The sequence below is a fragment of the Pedobacter petrophilus genome (assembly GCF_009674725.1).
GTDB classification, from domain to species: domain Bacteria; phylum Bacteroidota; class Bacteroidia; order Sphingobacteriales; family Sphingobacteriaceae; genus Pedobacter; species Pedobacter petrophilus.
The window spans coordinates 1-20291 of sequence record NZ_WKKH01000006.1 but is presented as its reverse complement, the minus strand read 5'-3'; the positions used below and the strand labels follow the sequence as shown (position 1 = coordinate 20291).

Annotated in this window: 17 protein-coding genes; 12 read left to right on the top strand and 5 right to left on the bottom strand. The window is 38.5% G+C overall.

The genetic code is table 11. The features are described 5' to 3' along the window. Positions 1–60 precede the first annotated feature (60 nt). Both GJU39_RS05370 and GJU39_RS05365 read right to left on the bottom strand, forming a co-directional pair. Positions 61–663 carry a hypothetical protein gene (locus tag GJU39_RS05370; RefSeq protein WP_154279673.1) on the bottom strand — a complete coding sequence of 201 codons (603 nt, stop codon included), beginning with the start codon at positions 661–663 and terminating at the stop codon, positions 61–63. 72 nt (positions 664–735) lie between these two features. Beyond that, positions 736–1122 (bottom strand): hypothetical protein, encoded by a 387-nt coding sequence (locus GJU39_RS05365; RefSeq protein WP_154279672.1) that lies wholly within the window; start codon positions 1120–1122, stop codon positions 736–738. Between the two features lie 97 nt (positions 1123–1219). Here GJU39_RS05365 and GJU39_RS05360 point away from each other — a divergent pair, with 97 nt between their 5' ends. Further along, on the top strand, positions 1220–1702 hold the full coding sequence (locus GJU39_RS05360) for a GNAT family N-acetyltransferase (protein ID WP_154279671.1): 483 nt from the start codon (positions 1220–1222) through the stop codon (positions 1700–1702). A gap of 25 nt (positions 1703–1727) precedes the next feature. Here GJU39_RS05360 and GJU39_RS05355 read toward each other — a convergent pair whose 3' ends face one another. Beyond that, positions 1728–2579, bottom strand: a complete 852-nt coding sequence (locus tag GJU39_RS05355; protein WP_154279670.1) for a DUF5694 domain-containing protein — start codon at positions 2577–2579, stop codon at positions 1728–1730. A gap of 203 nt (positions 2580–2782) precedes the next feature. Between GJU39_RS05355 and GJU39_RS05350 the strand changes: the two genes are divergently transcribed. From GJU39_RS05350 to GJU39_RS05305, 10 genes are all read left to right on the top strand, one after another. Next, a complete protein-coding gene (locus GJU39_RS05350) occupies positions 2783–3790 on the top strand; it encodes a sensor histidine kinase (protein ID WP_154279669.1) in 1008 nt (335 codons plus the stop codon). Positions 3791–3914: 124 nt separating this feature from the next. Then, positions 3915–4634 carry a LytR/AlgR family response regulator transcription factor gene (locus tag GJU39_RS05345; RefSeq protein ID WP_154279668.1) on the top strand — a complete coding sequence of 240 codons (720 nt, stop codon included), beginning with the start codon at positions 3915–3917 and terminating at the stop codon, positions 4632–4634. A 96-nt stretch (positions 4635–4730) separates the two neighbouring features. After that, on the top strand, positions 4731–5198 hold the full coding sequence (locus tag GJU39_RS05340) for a pyrophosphohydrolase domain-containing protein (protein ID WP_154279667.1): 468 nt from the start codon (positions 4731–4733) through the stop codon (positions 5196–5198). Between the two features lie 12 nt (positions 5199–5210). Further along, positions 5211–6062: an alpha/beta hydrolase gene (locus GJU39_RS05335; protein ID WP_154279666.1), complete on the top strand. Its 852-nt coding sequence runs from the start codon at positions 5211–5213 to the stop codon at positions 6060–6062. A 332-nt stretch (positions 6063–6394) separates the two neighbouring features. Next, the gene (rhaT, locus tag GJU39_RS05330; protein WP_154279665.1) at positions 6395–7486 is read left to right on the top strand and encodes an L-rhamnose/proton symporter RhaT; all 1092 of its coding nucleotides are present in this window, start codon (positions 6395–6397) and stop codon (positions 7484–7486) included. A 29-nt stretch (positions 7487–7515) separates the two neighbouring features. Beyond that, entirely contained in the window at positions 7516–9636 is a 2121-nt protein-coding gene (locus tag GJU39_RS05325; RefSeq protein WP_154279664.1) for a bifunctional aldolase/short-chain dehydrogenase, read from the top strand. 193 nt (positions 9637–9829) lie between these two features. Then, on the top strand, positions 9830–11110 hold the full coding sequence (locus GJU39_RS05320) for a sugar isomerase (protein ID WP_154279663.1): 1281 nt from the start codon (positions 9830–9832) through the stop codon (positions 11108–11110). A 17-nt stretch (positions 11111–11127) separates the two neighbouring features. Continuing rightward, positions 11128–12507 (top strand): FGGY-family carbohydrate kinase, encoded by a 1380-nt coding sequence (locus GJU39_RS05315; RefSeq protein WP_154279662.1) that lies wholly within the window; start codon positions 11128–11130, stop codon positions 12505–12507. A gap of 60 nt (positions 12508–12567) precedes the next feature. After that, complete coding sequence (locus tag GJU39_RS05310) at positions 12568–13599, top strand: GntR family transcriptional regulator (protein WP_154279661.1); 1032 nt, start codon at positions 12568–12570, stop codon at positions 13597–13599. Positions 13600–13842: 243 nt separating this feature from the next. Next, positions 13843–17226: a DEAD/DEAH box helicase gene (locus GJU39_RS05305; RefSeq protein ID WP_154279660.1), complete on the top strand. Its 3384-nt coding sequence runs from the start codon at positions 13843–13845 to the stop codon at positions 17224–17226. A 64-nt stretch (positions 17227–17290) separates the two neighbouring features. Here the strand turns inward: GJU39_RS05305 and GJU39_RS05300 are convergent, their stop codons facing one another. Continuing rightward, the gene (locus tag GJU39_RS05300; protein ID WP_154279659.1) at positions 17291–18100 is read right to left on the bottom strand and encodes an SDR family oxidoreductase; all 810 of its coding nucleotides are present in this window, start codon (positions 18098–18100) and stop codon (positions 17291–17293) included. A gap of 40 nt (positions 18101–18140) precedes the next feature. Continuing rightward, entirely contained in the window at positions 18141–18722 is a 582-nt protein-coding gene (locus GJU39_RS05295; RefSeq protein WP_154279658.1) for a thymidine kinase, read from the bottom strand. A gap of 123 nt (positions 18723–18845) precedes the next feature. Here GJU39_RS05295 and GJU39_RS05290 point away from each other — a divergent pair, with 123 nt between their 5' ends. Then, a complete protein-coding gene (locus GJU39_RS05290; RefSeq protein ID WP_154279657.1) occupies positions 18846–20060 on the top strand; it encodes a hypothetical protein in 1215 nt (404 codons plus the stop codon). The last annotated feature ends 231 nt before the right edge of the window (positions 20061–20291 follow it).

Here is a 20291-nt window from a genome sequence, read left to right as displayed (position 1 = left end):
TTTACAATAAAAAGGGCAATTTTCAATTAAGAAAATTGCCCTTTTTTATTGTACTTAATTTTATAGTAATATTTTGCTGCTGATATCCTTATTGATTGTAATGTAACCTGGATATTTTACAGGAGTGTTTCCCAGCATAAATGTAGGTTTGATTTTAATGGTTAAGAGGCCTAGTTTTTCATCCTTAGATGAAGATCCTTTTTGGGCCGCCTTAACAATGTCGTTAAAAACATTTCCGTTAGATACCAATCCATAAATATTGCTCACTAACTGAACCGGAACCGTAACAGTTTGTCCTTGAGCAATACTTACATTCTGATTAACGACTCCTTGCGCCAGGTCGGTATTATTGACCAGAATTTTGTATTCGAACTGGTTTATCGCTGCCAGGTTACTGGATGGATTAGTGATTTCCAGATTAAGATTTGCCCTCAAAGGAATATCTTTTCTAAGCAAGCCCAGTGCAACGCCTGGTAAACTGGTGAGGCTAAACGTTTGCTGCTGCATTAATTGCTTAATATTTGTCCCAGCAATGGATACCTGTTTAACTCCTGTAATTTTATACGTGCAATCTTCCAGCGCCTTGATCTGCTGTGCCTGCCTGTTTATACCACAGCTAAATATGGTAATGGTAAAGAGGCAAAGCCATAGTGTGTTTTTCATGTTAATCATAACGGTAATTTAGTAAAACTATTTCAGCAGCAATAATGCTTTAACAAAAATTAGCATAATGCGCTAAGGAGTTACCGTTTCAATCCCATTATGCTCGTCATCAGCACCAGCTTTTTTATCATCATTTTCTTCCGTTGAGTTTGTTTCTTCTTCCCCGTTTGGAGCAGTTTTTTCTGGCGATGACGCTTCGTCTGTTCCAGATTGATCAGCATCTGTGGCGGGTTTCCCGGCACCTTCTTCACCCTCCGTAACTTTTTTGCCTTCCTCTTCTTTCGGTTCTTCTGTCGATTGATCTTCATCAGCATCGGCCGGTGTTTCAGCGTTGCCTGGTGTAACTTCCGCCTGGTGTGCAGATGGAACTACTGTTTCAATATCCATTTGAACATCATCAGTTGGTTTTGGTTGTTCATTGGTGTTTCCGTTCGTCGTTTTATTATTTTCGTTTTCCATGGTCGTATCTTTTCTTTAATAAATGAATTCACTGCAGTTTTGTTTGAATTTTCTTCAATGCTTTACGGGCAATTTTTAACTTTGGCGAAAAAAAATCATGTCCATCACTTATAGAAAAATAGAGTCGCAGGATAACCAGGAACTTGCCGAAGTAATCAGAACCGTTTTAAGGGAATTTAAAATTGATAAACCAGGCACCGTTTATACTGACCCTACGACTGATCATCTATCTGAAGTTTTTGAGGCAGAACAGTCTGCTTACTGGATTGCGGAAGAAGAAGGTAAAATTATTGGCGGCTGCGGTATCTATCCTACTTCAGGCTTGCCCGATGGTTGCGTAGAATTGGTTAAACTCTACACAGCGGCTGCTGCAAGGGGAAAAGGTGTAGGCAAAATGCTGATGCAAAAAAGTATGGAGTCTGCACAACAATTTGGTTATAATGAAATTTACCTCGAATCTTTCCCCGAATTAACGACAGCAATCGGTATGTATGAGAAGGCCGGTTTTAAAAAGATATCAGCTCCGTTAGGCAATTCAGGGCATTTTGCCTGCAACGTTTGGATGTTACTGGTGCTTTAAAACCAGCAATATTCTTATATAAAGGCTACTTTAAAAGATCTTTCAGTTCTACTATTTTAAACTTGTTTTCGAGTGCTATAAATTGTTTAATCATGGCAGCGTGGCCCGCACCAAGCAGGATTACGATTCTTTTATCAGTTGATTTGGTTAACTTTTGCACAAGTGAATACATATACAGGTTGCGGCGGTACCATTCAGAAACCGAATAAGCACCTGCGAAACTTTCTTTGCTCCCTGCTTTATTAATGGTTTGAAGATAAAAGCCTGCGTTTTTAGCCCTGAATTCTGGCGTATTCATGTTGAGGATAATTTCCGTAACGCCCAGGGTTTTGCGCTGTAAATTGGCTTCATCAGTTGAAATTTTCAGAAACAGGCTAATATCATTCATTAAATCAGTTTGTTTGGCAGATTCAATCGCTTTCATTACCGTATCAAAAGGTAAACTCATCTGGTAATCTATTCCATAGATCTTACCCAACCCTGTTTTTTTACCCGCCCTGAAAGCGAGTTGAAAAGTTTCATCTTCATTGTAGCTCGCAAATTGTTTGGTATGCTGATATTTTTCTTTGATGTAACTTTGATAGTTTCCGTTAACATACATTTGATATAAGGAGTCTAATTTTTCCTGGTCGGTAGCCGGCCATTCCACAAAGATCTGATCAGGATTAAATTTTTTGATTTGATTGGTAATATTTTCGAGTTCCTTTTGTGACTGATCACCTAAAATGTTGAAATCAATAGTTTGCACGGCATCAAGATTTGGATTGGCAAAATGGAAAGTGCCGATTAAGAGTACTTCCTGCTTTTGTGCAAATGCTGTAAACTGGAAAATAAATAAGCATATTAAGGTAAACAGGATTTTTGTAGCCGTTTTCATAATCATTGGTTTATTTGATGTTTCAAAGCTGCAGATTACTGTGCATGCTGAAAATTAAATAATCCCAAACCATCAGATTATTATCCAAACCGGAGATCGTATTCAAAAAACGTTTGCAGGGCAAAAGCGGGTGTTGGGATAATTTTTTTCAGCGTTTGAATAAGAAGATTGAGGGTTTGAAAAGGTTTATTTAGCTTTAGAGCATGAAACAATTTAAAATTATCGCGCTACATATTATTTGCTGGCTTTTAATTCTGGCTTACCAGTATAGCGGTTACCTGATCGAATCATCATCATTTGCAACGGTGGCACTTGGTGTTTCCATGTCGTTCATCAGGATTGTAGAATTTTATATTTGTTACTTGTGGGTTTATCCTAAATACCTGAAACGTGGAAAAATACCGCAGTTAATCGTTGGAATGGTTTTTACACTCGGCGTTTTTATCGCGTTGCGTTACCTAATAGAAGAAGTGCTTTATTTGCAATGGTTTGACTTTCATAATTATTCAGATGATACCAGCGCTTTTACTTATATTATAGATAATATTTATTATGGAATTTCATATATCATCATTCCTGCTGCGGTTTATAGTGTGCAAAAGAATTTCGAGACTGAAATTTCCAACAGGAAACTAAAAGATGAGGTGGTGAAATCCGAATTGGCTTTTTTGAAATCACAGATTAACCCCCATTTTTTATACAATACCTTAAACTATGTTTATTCGCTGGCGATTCCTGTTTCTGATAAACTGGCGAATGCCGTTTTGCGGTTATCAGATTTAATGCGTTACACATTGAATGAAAGTCCGGATGGAAAAGTTATCCTAAACAAAGAAGTAGAATACCTGGAAAGTTATATTGAACTGTTTAGAATGCGTTTTGAACCCAGGTTTTATGTTGATTTTAACACGGAAGGCATAGCCAACCAAAAAATTGCGGCGCTGGTTTTAATCCCATTTGTGGAAAATGCCTTTAAACATGGATTAATGAATGATGAAAAGCATCCCATTCGGATTAAGCTGAAAATTAATGGAAAGCGTTTGAGTTTTGAGGTGAGCAATAAAATCAGCCATGCACAAAAAGATCCTTCGAGTGGGGTAGGTTTGGTTAACATTCACAGAAGACTTGATTTACTTTATCCTAATCAGCATGAATTGTTGGTGTCGAATAATGGCAATACCTATAAAACGACATTGATTATCCATATTTAATGATATCTGGTAGGAAAAATCATTTCCATATTTTAAATTTACCCTAAACCCTAAACCCTAAACCCTAAACCCTAAACCCTAAACCCTAAACCCTAAACCCTAAACCCTAAACCCTAAACCCTCTATGATCCGCTGTTTAGCTGTTGATGATGAATCTTATGCATCAGATATTATTGCCACCTTCATTAATAAAACACCATTTTTGGAGTTGGTTGCTGCCACTACTAATCCTTTTGAAGCACTAAATCTGATCCAGGAGGGCAAGGTTGATCTGGTTTTCTTAGATATCCAGATGCCAGAGCTTAACGGGATTCAGTTTTTAAAGATTTTGGGTGGCAAGTGCAAAGTGATTCTAACTACGGCTTATCCCGAATTTGCATTGGAAGGCTTTGATCTTGATGTGGTAGATTATCTGCTGAAACCGATTCCGTATGAGCGTTTTTACAAGGCCGCGCTGAAAGCTCAGCAAGTCATCGCGCCGGCACAAACTGAAATGGTAAATATTGTTACGCCTGCAACCGGAAATGATTTTATTTTTATTAAAGGTGATACCAAGAACAAATTCATTAAAGTTAACTATGATGACATTTTATACATTGAAGGGCTGAAAAACTATGTCTCGGTGTATACCTCCACGCAAAGAATCGTCACTTATCAGGCCCTGCGTGAATTAGAAGTTGATCTGCCAAAGCCACCTTTCTATCGCATTCATAAATCCTACATTATTTCGCTTGATAAAATTAAAATGGTAGATGGGAATACCGTTTATATAAATGATCAATCGTTACCGATAGGGGATACTTATAAGGAAGAGTTTTTTAAGGTGATTAGAGAACGAAGGTAGATTAATGAACAGTCGCCTGGCGATGTTTATAAATTCTGGCGCTAAATTAGGCCGGTTTTTATACTTTTGCTGCCATCAGGATTAAACCAACAAACCATGCAGGAAACAAATTCACTCAATCAGGTTGCAGAATTTCACACCACTTTTAAACATCCAATTTTAGATTCGCCGGTTATTCCGTCTAAACAACGGGCAAACTTAAGAATTGCATTGTTGGCTGAGGAGTTGAAAGAACTACAAGAGGCTGTCGAAAATGATGATTTAGTGGAAGTAGCCGATGCATTGTGCGATTTGCAATATGTTTTAGCGGGTGCTATCCATGAATTTGGTTTAGGGGGAAAGTTTAAGACGTTGTTTGATGAAGTTCACCGTTCTAACATGAGCAAAGCTTGCAAAACGTTAGAAGAGGCCGAATTAACCATTAAACACTATTTCGATAAAGACCAAACCGAATCTTATTATAAAGAAGTTGATGGTTTATTTTTAGTTTTTAGAAAAGCCGATGATAAAACACTGAAATCGATAAACTATTCGCCTGCTGACTTAAAATCGCAATTAATCTAAAATATCCGGGATTTGAAAAGATTAAAACAGTTAACCAATTCACTAAAAACAACCGCTGAAAACCCAGATGATGGGCAGATGCGTGAGTTTATTTTTTACTCACCAAAGATGCCATTGCGGATTCATCAGGAAGAACTGGTGGCGGCTGCAAAAATCTTTACCCTTGCTGTTTACGATCCTTATTTTACACAATCCAACCTTGAAATAAATTGCTTCAGTTGGGGCATTGGAAAAATAAAAATACTTTTAACACATGGCTGGGCATCTAAGGCGTTAGATTTCTATGAATTAATTGTCGAATTGTTAAAAATGGACGATGTAGAAGTGATTGCCTTTGATGCGCCAGGAAATGGAAGCTCTGGTTCTGATCTTTCTAACCTTATGTTTTATACAGATGCCGTTAAATCCATTGCTTCAAATTATACACAACCAGATTTTGTAATCGGCCATTCGTTAGGCAGTATGGCAAACGTAATCGCTTTACAAGATTTGAATCTGTCGCCGAAAATGCTCATCAGCATTGCGCCGTTAATCAGACTTAAGGAGAAGTTCGCACAAAGCCTTACTTCGGTAGGCATTGCAGCTGTGCATCAGGATCGGTTTTTTGATAACTTTGCTAAAGAATTTCCGGTTCGGGCGAGTTATTTTAATCTGGTAAATCTTTATGAAGAAAACCGCAATTTCAATCACTTTGTGGCTTTCGATCCTGAAGATGACATTTCTACTTATCCTTTCTTAAAAGAGTTTCTCGATAAATTTCCTGATATTAACGCTACTGCTTACGAAGGTGTCGGTCACTATAAGATTTTGAAATCTAATGAGGTAATTAACGACATCGTTCTAAAAATAACTGCGGCGAAATAATTCGGGGCATAATTGTATGGTTTATTGGTTAGGATTATTTTGCCTCATACGTGGGGGCACCATTTAATTCTGCTAAATTATGGATTGGTTAACTCAGGGTAACAAATTCGATATTTAATCGATAATCTATAGCATATACATTTGATATATTTTTAATTAAAATGCTCAAAATATGGGTTTGACAATTGATCATTGCATTAAATTCGCAATTTTGCTTCCTGGTAAACCATATTCCAACCAGGAATAAATTTGCACTGATCGGCATAACAGTGCATAACAGTTAAACATGGTGTATTTTCTATTTTGGACCAACCAAATATTCAATATAGAGCATGCAGGCAATTTTAGGCGTAATTTTTCATTTCTTCGGTGGGTTCGCATCGGGGAGTTTTTATATTCCATACAAGAAAGTTAAAGGCTGGGCCTGGGAAAGCTATTGGATAGTTGGAGGAATCTTTTCCTGGCTTATTGTTCCGCCATTGGCTGCTTATTTAACCATTCCAAATTTCAGTGATATTATTGCCTCTACAAGTGGAAACATTCTCTTATTAACCTATTTCTTTGGTGTGCTTTGGGGCATTGGCGGCTTAACTTACGGCTTAGGCGTTCGTTATCTCGGTGTATCATTAGGAAGCAGTATTATCCTGGGTTTATCGATGGTGATTGGGTCGATATTACCTTCCATCTATTTTGATATTTTTCCACAGGAAGGTAAAGATACCTTCACGATGTTTTTGCATACCGATTGGGGCAGGATGGTGATGCTGGGCCTTTTGGTCTGCATTGTTGGTATCATGATCTGCGGTAAAGCAGGCGTGATGAAGGAAAAGGAAATTAATTCTGACGTGACTGATCCGCACGGCATGGAAGTAAAAACTGAATTTAAATTTGGCTTAGGTTTATTCGTAGGGATTGTTTCAGGTGTATTAAGCGCTTGTTTTAACTTCGGTTTAGAAGCCGGAAAGCCGATGGCGGATGCGGCCAATCAAATCTGGAAAGCTGCAAATCCATCAGAAACGGGTAATTTCCTGTTCCAGAATAACGTAACTTATGTAGTGGTACTTTGGGGCGGCTTAACCACCAACTTCATTTGGTGTATGATTCTCAACGCCAGGAACAAAACTTTTGGAGATTACACCAAAAAATCAACCCCGCTATTAAAAAACTATATCTTTTCTGCACTTGCAGGAACCACCTGGTTTTTACAATTCTTTTTCTACGGAATGGGGGAAAGTAAAATGGGTAACGGTGCCAGTTCGTGGATTTTACACATGGCCTTTATCATCCTGATTGCGAACATTTGGGGTTTGGTTTTGAAAGAATGGAAAGGTGTATCAAGAAAAACATTAACAACCGTAATCGTTGGCATTGTAACCATTATCGTTTCTGTGCTGATTGTGGGTTACGGTAATTCAATTAGATAAATTTTTAAAAAAAATAAACATTAATATACATGTCTGTTAAAGAAACAAATTATAAGTACGTAAGCTACTTATGGGATGAAGAAGAAGCCGCCAAACTGGCTGGAGATGAAGTTGCATTATTGATCTATCGCTCTAATTTACTGGGTGCAGATTTGCGCCTAACTAACTATGGTGGTGGCAATACCTCATGCAAGTTAATGGAAAAAGACCCGCTTACCGGTAATGAAACCGAAGTAATGTGGGTTAAAGGATCGGGTGGCGATTTAGGTACCTTAAAGAAAAGTGGTTTAGCTGCACTTTATGTTGATCGCCTGCGCAGTTTAAAAAACATTTACCGTGGCGTAGAACATGAAGATGAAATGGTTGAGCTTTTCAATCACTGTATTTTCGATTTAAGTTCGAAAGCACCTTCAATTGATACGCCTTTACATGGCTTCCTGCCATTTGCACACATCGATCACTTGCATCCGGATGCGGCCATAGCCATCGCTGCGGCAAAAGATGGTAAAAAAATCACCGAAGAATTATTCGGCGGAACAATTGGTTGGGTAGAATGGAAAAAACCAGGTTTTGAACTGGGCTTGCAATTAAAGCAATGTCTAGATGAAAATCCAGGCATTCGGGGGATCATGCTGGGCTCTCACGGTTTGTTTACCTGGGGCGATACTGCTTACGAAAGTTATTTAAATACTTTAGATGTAATCGAAATCTGTTCAGATTACCTGGCGCAGAACTACGGTAAAAAAGGGTCGGTTTTCGGCGGACAAAAAATAGAAAGTGCTACCGATATTAACCGTAAAAAACAAGCTGCTGCATTAGCACCTGTACTACGTGGTTTATGTTCTTCTAAACAACACATGATCGGTCATTTTACTGATGATGTTCGTGTTTTAGAATTTACAAATTCGAATGATCTTTCCCGTCTGGCGCCAATGGGTACCAGCTGTCCGGATCACTTTTTAAGAACAAAGATCAGTCCGTTGGTTTTAGATTTAGCCATTGATGCTGATCTGTCTGATGTAAAAGCGATAAAAGAACAATTGCTGCCAGCGTTTGAGGCTTACAGAGCGATGTATACAGACTATTATGAAACCTGTAAACATCCAAACAGTCCTGCCATTCGTGATACCAATCCTGTTGTAATTTTATATCCGGGTGTAGGTATGTTCACTTTCTCAAAAGATAAACAAACGGCGAGAGTTGCGGCAGAGTTTTACATCAATGCCATTAACGTGATGAAAGGCGCTGAAGCAATTTCAGAATATACTTCTTTACCACACCAGGAAGCATTCAATATAGAATACTGGTTGTTAGAAGAAGCAAAATTGCAACGCATGCCTAAACCAAAACCACTTACCGGTAAAATTGCCTTAATTACGGGCAGTGCAGGCGGTATTGGTAAAGCAATTGCCAAAAAGTTTGTTGCTGAAGGCGGTGTGGTGATTTTAAATGATATGAACGCCGAACGTTTGGAAGAAGCCGGCGATGAATTTTCAAAACTATATGGTAAAGATTCTTATAGTACTGCAATTTTAAACGTAACCAGTCAGGAAGATATTGACGGCGCTTTTGATGCTGCGGCATTAGCTTTTGGCGGTATCGATATCGTAGTAAATAACGCTGGATTATCCATTTCTAAAACCATAGGTGATCACACGGAAAAAGACTGGGATTTATTGTATGATGTTTTAGTGAAAGGCCAGTTCTTCATCACCCAGGCTGCAACAAAAGCGATGCAGAAGCAAGATGTTGGTGGAGATATTATTAATATTGTAAGCAAGAATGCGTTGGTAAGCGGACCAAATAATGCCGGTTATGGCAGTGCAAAGGCTGCTCAGCTTCATTTAAGCAGGTTAAATGCTGCAGAATTGGGTGCAGATAATATTCGTGTAAACGTAGTTAATCCTGATGCCGTAATAAGCGATAGTAACATTTGGGCTGGCGGATGGGCCGAAGGCAGAGCAAAAGCATACGGCGTAACGGTTGCGGAGCTGCCTGCTTATTATGCAAAACGTACCTTGTTAAATCAAATCATTTTACCAGATGATATTGCAAATGCATGTTTCGCTTTCGTTGGCGGTTTATTGCAGAAATCAACAGGTAACGTGTTAAACGTTGATGGCGGTGTGGCCATGGCGTTTGTAAGATAGCATCAGCAAGAGGAATTTCTTTTTTAGCCAGAGGCTGATGAAGAATACCTTTAAAGATAAGTTAGTTTTAGTAAGTCGTTTTTCAGGTCTGTGGTTTCCACAGACCGAAAATGACTGTTAAAAGGAATATCCAGTTACTGGATAGATAATGGCGGTTTTCGCCGAAGATTAACCTAATAAAGCAAATATTGCAATGAATATTGAGCAGAACCAAATAGAAAAACATAACGACTCCCTTTCTACTTCACACCAGCGCAAGTTGGATTTTTTAAAGGAAGACTGGTCGCATGTTAACCTTGAAAACATAATCCAGAAATTAGTAGATTTTCAAATTGCCATTCCGAGCTGGGCTTTGGGTACCGGCGGAACACGTTTCGGCCGTTTTGCCATTACTGGTGGTGAGCCAAGGACAATCGAAGAGAAAATCGAAGATGTGGGTTTACTACATGCCCTTAACGGCGCGAGTGGTGCAATTTCACTTCATATTCCTTGGGATATCCCTCAAAATGCAGAAAGTTTAAAAAGTCTCGCTTCGAGCTATGGCTTAAAGTTCGATGCCATGAACTCCAATACCTTTCAAGATCAGGCGGGTTCTGCAAACAGCTACAAATTTGGATCACTTCAAAATGTAAACAAAGATATTCGCAAGCAAGCCATTGAACATAATATCGAAGTAATTAAACATGGTGTAGCCTTAGATTCTGATGCCTTAACGGTTTGGTTGGCTGATGGATCGTGTTTTCCGGGTCAGTTGAACTTCCGTAAAGCTTTTGAAAATACTTTGGAAAGTTTGCAGGAAATTTATTCGGCTTTGCCAGAAAACTGGAAAATATTTGTAGAATATAAAGCTTTCGAGCCTAATTTTTATTCTACCACAGTTGGCGATTGGGGTCAATCTTTATTGTACGCCAGTAAATTGGGTAAAAAAGCTTATACGCTGGTAGATTTAGGTCACCATTTACCAAATGCTAACATAGAGCAAATTGTTGCCTTATTATTAATGGAAGGAAAGTTGGGTGGTTTCCACTTCAATGATTCTAAATATGGTGATGATGATTTAACAGCCGGAAGTATTAAGCCTTATCAATTGTTCTTAATTTTTAACGAATTGGTTGAAGGAATGGATGCAAAAGGCATGAACCATGCAAAAGATTTAGGATGGATGATTGATGCTTCCCACAATGTGAAAGATCCTTTAGAAGATTTATTGCAATCGGTAGAAGCGATTATGATTGCTTACGCCCAGGCTTTACTGGTGGATAGAAATGCTTTAAATGCCGCTCAGGATAATAATGATGTGGCAAAAGCACAGGAAATTCTTCAAAATACCTTCCGGAGTGATTTGAGACCGCTAGTTGCTGAGGCGCGTTTGAGAGCTGGAGCAGCTTTATCACCAATTGGCTTATACCGCGATTTGGCAGTAAGAAGTAATTTAGTTGATCACCGTGGAAATACTGTAGCTACAGGTTTATAATCGAAGAGGAAGTAAAAATGTCCAAACCTGTTATTGCCATATTTGATGTTGGAAAGACAAACAAGAAACTATTTTTAATCGACGAAAATTACAGCATTGTTTATGAGCGTTCTGCCCGTTTTGTAGAAACGATAGACGAAGATGGCGAACCTTGTGAAAACCTGGAAAGCTTAAAATCATCTGTTTATGATTCGCTGAACCAGGTTTTGCAATTGAAGGAGTTTGATATTAGAGCCATTAACTTTTCAACTTATGGCGCGAGTTTCGTATATCTTGATGAGAATGGTGAGCCCTTAACACCACTTTACAATTATTTAAAGGAATATCCTGAAGCATTAAAAACAGCTTTTTATGCCGAATATGGCGGTGAGGAAAAGATTTCTTTGGAAACTGCTTCACCGGTTTTAGGAAGCTTAAATTCAGGCATGCAACTCTATCGTTTAAAAAATGAAAGACCAGAACTCTTTGCCCGGGTTAAGTATGCGCTGCATTTGCCACAGTATTTAAGTTATTTGCTTACCGGAAAAGCGGTAGCGGATATTACCAGTATCGGATGCCATACCCAGCTTTGGGATTTTAATAAAAATGAATACCATCAATGGGTTTCAGCGGAAAAGATTATTGACAAGTTTGGCGAATTTACACCTGCAGATTCTACTTTGAAAACGACTTTTGAAGGGAAAGAAGTGAGTGTAGGTGTTGGTTTGCACGACAGTTCTGCCGCACTAATCCCTTACCTGGCCAATTTTAACACGCCATTTGTATTAATCTCTACAGGAACCTGGTGCATCAGTTTAAATCCTTTTAACCAGGAGCCATTAACGGCGAGTGAATTAAAAAAGGATTGCTTGTGTTACATGCATTTTAAGGGGAAAGCGGTAAAAGCCTCCCGTATTTTCGCAGGTAATGAGCATGAGATTCAATTGAAGCGCATTGCAGCACATTTCGATCGGGCGGCTTACCTTTTTAAGCACCTGAAATTCAATCCGGGTTTAGTTTTAAAGCTCGTCAGTAAAGTGCCCGAAAACCAGAATATTCAAACTGAATTTTCACTGGTTTCAGCATTTCCTGCCAGAGACTTAAATATTTTTCAAACGGCAGAAGAGGCTTATCACCAGTTACTTTTAGATTTGGTTAAGCAACAGGTGTACTCGCTGAAATTAATTCTGAATCCAGGTGTAACCAGAATCTTTGTGGATGGTGGTTTCGGAAAAAACGCAATCTATATGCATTTGTTGGCCAGCGCCGTGCCAGATATCGAGGTTTACGCATCATCTGTATCTCAGGCTACTGCGATTGGAACAGCGCTGGCTATCAACGATGTATGGAACAGTAATCCGGCACCAACGGACATGATTAATTTAAAGTACTATTCTGCTATTCAGCGAACGATATAACAAAAAGATCTGCTCTGGTAGCAGATTTTTTTTTATATTAGAAACCCAAGCCAAATTCCTTTGAAACCAGAAGATATCCTCGATTATATTCAAATTGATGAGTATTCATCCACACCAAAATATAAGCAGTTAACCAATGCTATTTTGAATGGAATTGATATGGGTAAATTAAAAAAAGGAAGTTTGCTGCCCTCAATTAACGAACTCAGTTTCAGTTTGGAAATGTCTCGTGATACGGCCGAAAAAGGGTATAGAAACCTGCGTAAACTTGGTGTAGTGGATTCGGTACCAGGGAAAGGGTATTTCATTATTAACACTGATTTTTCAAGAAAATTAAAAGTATGCCTGCTTTTTAATAAGTTAAGCACCCATAAAAAAATCATTTACGATTCCTTTACCAAAGCCATTGGCGAACGCGCTGCGATAGATTTTTATATTTATAATAATGATTACGTTTTCTTTAAGAAAATGATCATGAGTAAGAAAGATGATTACACTCATTTTGTAATTATTCCACACTTCCTCGAAGGTGGTGAAAATGCCCATGAGGTAATTAACACCATTCCGAAAGAAAAGCTTATTATTTTAGATAAGCTGCTGCCAGGCGTAACGGGCGATTACGCTGCTGCATATGAAAACTTTGCGCAAGATATTTATGCCGCATTAGAACAGGCATTGGATCGCTTGTCAAATTATACCACATTAAAAATTATCTTTCCGAAGAGCAGTTATTTTCCCCAGGAAATTTTGAGTGGATTTTACAGGTTTTGTCAGCAATATGCCTTTGCACACAAGGTGATTCACAATATTAAAGATGAAGAAATTAATGTTGGTGAGGTTTATATCAATTTAATGGAAGATGATTTAGTGACCCTGATCGAGCGATTAATTGTTCTGAAACTTAAAATTGGCAAAGATGTAGGCGTGATATCTTATAATGAAACACCATTAAAAAGGATTATTTTGGATGGAATTACCACCATTTCAACTGACTTTAACCGTTTAGGCACACAAGGGGCCGAATTTATAATGAATGGAAAAACAGAGAAAGTTGCCGTTCCTTTTTATTTAAATCTACGAAAATCACTGTAATTATTCAAGCCTTTCGGCTTCTTCAAACTTATAATTCACTTTCATGTTGAGCGTAACCAAATGTTATCGTCATTTCGAACGTAGCTGATCATTTTTAGACTTTGCTATACACAGATCAAAAGTTTTTGCCTCTGCTCTGCTTCCAGTTGAAAGATGAATTTTTTACTGTTGATAAAATATGAAAATCTCATTATCGCTATGTCCAGGCATAGCTGTACTTTTATAACTTATAATTTTCTATAAATGAGTCAAATTTTTGAGGAGAAACAACAGTCAGTACCAAATCCATACGATTATGTATTGCCTGATTTCAACCTTAAAGATTTAAACGGTATATTTATTCTCAAACATCTTAGTCAGGAAGTGCATACCAATGCGAGAGGTTTCTTCAATCTCCATCCGGAGCAGATAGAACTTAATTTTGCAGCTTTTAGTCATCCGGACGCTGAAGCAGTTTTTCCAATTGTTCAGGTGCAGCAAAACCGAACTTCAGTAAAGTTATCTTGTAGATGTTCTACGCCTAAAAACAAGCTCTGTGCGCATCAGGCCCAGGTTTTGTACAATATTTTACACCGGGAAGATTTCGCTATCTTTTTCGATGAGCGATTGCGTCGCCAAAAGTTGCATATACTCGCAATGGATTATGGCCTCGAAAAGGAGCCGGATCTTGATGCTGTTTTCTCCCTTAGCCATACCGATGGAGCTTTGCAAATAAAGCCGAAAATTGCCGCTTTGCAACCCTTTAATAGAGCAGCCAAAGAACAATTAGCAGCGTTGCTTTTGCCGAAAGAGAAAGCTAAGAATGTGTTGAAACCTGTTTACGATTTGAGTAAAACCATTCTCGTGCTGGGGCAACACCGCTATTACAGCAACCTGTCTATCGAACTGTATGAAGGAGAAAAAACAAAAGCCGGGAAGATCAAAAATCCTTTACAACGAGTAAATTTAACCAGTTTATTATTCAAAACAGACGATAGTGATGAACTGAAATTCTACAGTGGGATCTCTACCTTCCAGGCCAATTACAATAATGACCAAACTGGCGAGGAAATTGAAGCGCTAAAAGCCATTGTAAAAAATCCACAAAAAATTCCTTTCTATCTTCAGGATTCTAAGGAGGCCAACATCCAGGCTTCGACGATCATTCCTGTAAATGTTCAGTTTCTTGATCTTGATTTACGATTATCTGTTAACCAGCTGAACGATTTTTATGAAATTACAGGTAGGTTAACCATTGAAGGGAAATCTTACGAACTGGATCAACTGGTTTTGGTTCATCAGTATTTTATCCGGCTGAAAGATCAACTTTATCTCATCACCAGACCTGATTTTCTGCGCGTGATTAGCTTCTTCAAAAAGCAAAGCAATCGTTTAATTTTACATAAAACGAAGTATCCTGAGTTTCAGAAGCTGATCTTGATCCAGCTGGAAGGTAGCATCAAGGTTGATTACACTTACCTGAAAGCGGCAACGCCTGATCAATTGGAAGAAAAAGGTTTCGATCTCGAAAATGAGCAGTTAATCTACTTGTCAGAGTCTGAAGATTTTATTTTACTTACCCCTGTAATGCGTTACGGAAGCCTGGAAATTCCGGTGCTTTCTAAACGGCAAATTCAGGCGCAAGATAAGTTGGGAAATGTTTTTACGCTACATCGCGATGAGCAGGCCGAACTGCAATTTATCTCCAATGTACTCAGACAACATCCTCACTTCTACGATCAGGAAACCAATGATTCCTTTTATTTGCACAGAAAACGTTTTCTGGAAGAAGGCTGGTTTCTGGATGCTTTTGAAATTTGGCAGAATAAAGGTATCCACATTTTAGGCTTCAATCAGCTAAAAAATAATAAGCTTAATCAACATAAGGCAGAGATCAATATCGAGGTGTTAAGTGGCACCGATTGGTTTGAAACCAAAGTGAAGGTGAAATTCGGCAAACAGCAGGTAGCATTGAAGCACCTGCATAAGTCGATTAGGAATAAAAGTAAATTTATTACGCTTGATGATGGATCGCAAGGCATTTTGCCACATGAATGGATTCAGAAATTTACAGATTATTTTAATGCGGGAGAAGTAACTGATGATGCTATTCTAACGCCTAAAATTAAATTTGCTACGCTGAATGATTTGTATGAAGATGCATTGCTTGATGGCGAAGTAAAAAATGAGTTAAAACAGTATCAACAGAAGTTTGAAGGTACAGATGCCATCAGGGAAGTAGAAGTTTCGAGTGCTTTAAACGCCTCGTTACGGCCTTATCAGAAAGAAGGACTTAACTGGTTGAATTTTCTGGATGACTTTAATTTTGGCGCTTGTTTGGCTGATGATATGGGACTCGGTAAAACCATTCAGATCCTTGCCTTTATTTTATCGCAAAGAGATAAGGTAAGCCACAACATCAACCTGGTGGTGGTTCCGGCATCGCTCATTTTCAACTGGAAAGCTGAAGTAGAAAAGTTTGCACCATCAATTACCGTCAAAACGATTTATGGCAACGAGCGAATCAAAACCACTGATGATTTTGATCAGTTTGAGATTGTGATTACGTCGTATGGTACGCTACTTTCAGACATTCGTTTTCTAAAAGATTATCGTTTTAATTATATTTTCCTGGATGAATCGCAGAATATCAAGAATCCGGAGTCTCAAAGATACAAGGCAGTCAGGCTGTTAAAATCACGGAATAAAGTCGTAATGACGGGAACACCGATTGAGAATAATACCTTTGATCTTTACGGACAAATGTCTTTCGCTTGTCCGGGTTTATTCGGCAGCAAGCAGCAATTTGCCGACTTATATTCTACGCCAATTGATCAGTTTAAAGATAAGAAGCGGGCAGAAGAGTTGCAAAAGAAGATCAGGCCATTTTTAATGCGGCGTACCAAAGAGCAGGTAGCTAAGGAGCTTCCGGATAAGACTGAAATTATTCTCTACTGCGAAATGGGTGCAGAACAACGTGAAGTTTACGAAGCAAACAAAAAGGAGATTCAGGATTTTATCTTAGGCAAAACGGAAGATGAGTTGCCTAAAAGCGCCATGCATGTTTTGAAAAGCATTACCATGTTGAGGCAAATCTGTAACTCTGCAGCATTATTAGCCGATGGAAAATCTTACCTGCAGGCCTCTTCCAAAATTGAAGTGTTAATTGAGCAGATTGAAAGCAAGGCAAGGAATCATAAAATACTGGTATTTTCTCAGTTTGTAACTATGCTCGATCTGATCAAAAAGCAACTGGAGAAGAGAAACATTAAATATGAATACCTCACTGGCCAAACCAGAAAGCGGGAAGAGACAGTGAAGTCGTTTCAGGAGAATGCCGATATTCCGGTTTTCTTAATCAGTTTAAAGGCTGGCGGAACGGGATTAAACTTAACGGAAGCAGATTATGTATACCTGGTCGATCCATGGTGGAATCCAGCAGTGGAGAACCAGGCAATTGATCGGGCTTACCGAATCGGGCAGCATAAAAATGTAATGGCCGTAAGGTTGATCTGCCCGGATACGATCGAAGAAAAAATCATGAAATTGCAGGCTTCTAAAAAAGATTTGGTTAAAAACCTGATTCAAACCGATGGTGGATTTTTTAAAGGATTGAGCAAGAAAGAGTTGTTGGGTTTATTACGGTAATAAGCTTTGACAACTTTTACCAGTGCCATAGAAAGAAAGTTGTCAAAGCTGGTGCAGCTATAACTTATCTTATTTCCTCTTGGAAGTTATATTCTAAATACCTGGGAACATTTACACTTTCTATTACCTTCCATGCTTTTTTCTCTGAAACAAACCCGGGTAGCACTAATCCAGCTTTTTCAGCGGCTGCGGTATAAAAATCTTTTCTGGTTGGGTGCATAGGGGAGCAGGCATTGTAAATTCTGCCGAAAGCATGTTTTTCGATGATGTTAATTGCAATATTCACCGCGTCAGTTTGGTGAATCAGATTTACCGGCGCCAAACCATTCGGAATAGCTGTTTTTCCGGCGAAGAATCTTCCCGGGTTACGGTCTGGTCCAATTAATCCACCAAAGCGGATAATTGTGAAACCATCAGGATTTTCTATTTTTAATATATTTTCAGCTTCAACAATTACTTTACCAGATTCCGTATCTGGGTTTGTTTCCGTTAATTCATTTACAGCTTTGTTTTCATCGCCATAAACACTGGTAGCGCTAATTAGAACGACATTGGCAACCTTATCTTTTGCTGCGTTTAGAATTGAAGCGATTTTCTGCGCATAATCATACACTTCAATTGAATTTCGTTTCGGCGGGATACAGATAAACAACACATCAGCATTAAAAAATTCGTGATCTGCTATCACTTGGTCTGATGTGAAATTGACCAGGAAAGGCTGAATTTTTTCTTCGGCAATTAAGTCAAGTTTCTCGGGAGTAGTAGTTGATCCGTTAACCTCATAGCCCATTGAAATCAGCTTCTTCGCGAAAGCAAAACCAAACCAACCACAGCCTAAAATGGCTATTTTATTTACTTTTTTTAATGTAGACATGGTTTATTTAAATAATTGAAGATATATTTTGAACGAATAATTATCCTTTATCCAGATTATAGCAGGCCCTGCAACGTGGTTCATAGCTTTCTTTTTCGCCCAATAAAACGGTAGATTCATTGGCTACCGTTCTATAGCTAAAAAGGGCTGGATTACCACAACATACGCAAACTGCATTTACTTTGGTAACATGTTCTGCAATAGCCATTAAAGCTGGCATCGGACCAAATGGCTTTCCGGAAAAATCCATATCCAGACCGGCAACAATTACCCTGATTCCCCTTAATGCCAGTTTATTGCAAACATCAGGAAGCTCATTATCAAAAAACTGAGCCTCATCAATGCCCACCACTTGAGTATTAGTGCCCAAAAGTAAAATTGCGGAGGCATTATCAACAGGTGTGGAATTAATGGAGTTTAAATCATGGGAAACCACAGCGGTTTCATGATAACGGGTATCTGTTCTGGGCTTAAAAATTTCTACATTTAATTTAGCAATCTGTGCTCTTTTCAAACGTCGGATCAATTCTTCCGTTTTGCCGGAAAACATGGAGCCACAAACCACTTCAATACTTCCTGAAAATTCGCCTCTCCTTCTAAAATTCTGTTCGCTAAATAACATGCCAGATCTATTATGCCTCTATGTGCGCTCTATTAATTTAAAACCCAACAAATATGAGAATTATGTGTTATTTTTGGGTACATAGTTACCAACATAAATCAGCACAAAATTCGTTTAATGTTTATGATGAATCAGCAAAGTATCTTCAGGAAAGTCGGCAGTATTTTAACAGAATTAAATGAGCAATATGAGTTTCTTGCTCAAAATCCACAACAGTTAAATCATTTAGAACTCGAATTGTTTTTAGCCAATGCAGATTTCCTTGCAGATCATGTTCGGATTGTACAGAAATTAAATGCCATAAATGAACAACCGGCACCCGTAGTTAATCAGCCGTTGCTGGAAGAACAAAATACAATTATCTTACCAGAAGTTTCTCCGGGTTATATCGAAAATGATCAGGCTTTTGCACCACAAGAACTAGAGGAAGTCATTACAGCAGAGGAAGCAGAAGAACGGATCGATGTAAAACCAGAACAGGAAATTCTGGATGATGAGCAAAATAAAGAAGATACAGCAGAAGAGGTTTTAGCCCACGATTTCTTTAAACCAGATCAGGATAATCACAGTTTTGAATTTGTTTTGGGAAACCATAGCGATGATAATAAGTTCGACTATGAAGCCAAATCTGTTGAGGAAATATTTGATCGGCCGTTGAGTAAAGCTGAGGAAGAAATTCTGGCACAGAAAAAGAAAATCCACGAAAAAGAAGAAGCACCTTTAACCATTCAGGAAGAAAGTGCACTTAATGAAGAAGATGAAATAGGGCCAGAGCCATTTTTAATTGCCCATGACGAAGCAGCGGAACTTACAGATCAGGAATCCATTGCACAGTCGCCTGTAACTGAAGAGCCAAAACCTATAGAGCCTATAATTGAGCAACCAATAGTTGCCAATTCAGAACCCATTCCGGCTTTAAAAGACGTAGAAATGGATGAGCCTGTTATTTCCCCGCCAGTGGCAGATAGACCAATCTTTACCCCTGAAGCGGTACCTGTTAGGCCAGTAGAACAGCCTGTGGCTCCTGCTAAGCCAGCAGAAAGTTTAAATGATTTGCTGGCTAAAACAAATGCACAGGGTGATGAACCGGTAAAATCGCCAATTGCTGATTTGAAACACGCCATTAACCTGAACGAAAAATTACTGTTTATTAAGGATTTATTTAAGGGATATAATCTGGCTTATTCTGAAGCGATTGATATCGTTAACAAGATGAATAGTTTTGAAGCCGCCAATAACTTTTTGCAAAGCAATTATGCCATGAAGTATGATTGGGCAAGTAAACAAGCTACTGTAGATCAGTTTTATGAGCTGTTAAACAGAAGATTTAGTAAGTAGAGGTTGCAGGTTTGGTGTGTTAAGTTGCGGGTTATAAGTTGCAGGCCTGGGTTTATTAAAGTTAAGTTGCGAGTTATACGTCTGGGTTTGTTAGTTAAACAGAGAACTATGCGTAAAGCATAAGGGGCTGGAGATTATAAAAGAAATAATCATTGAGATTGTAAAATGAACTGTGTCAGTTAAGGAATTAAGAATTTGATTTTTTAACTTTATGATACAGATTATGAGTGA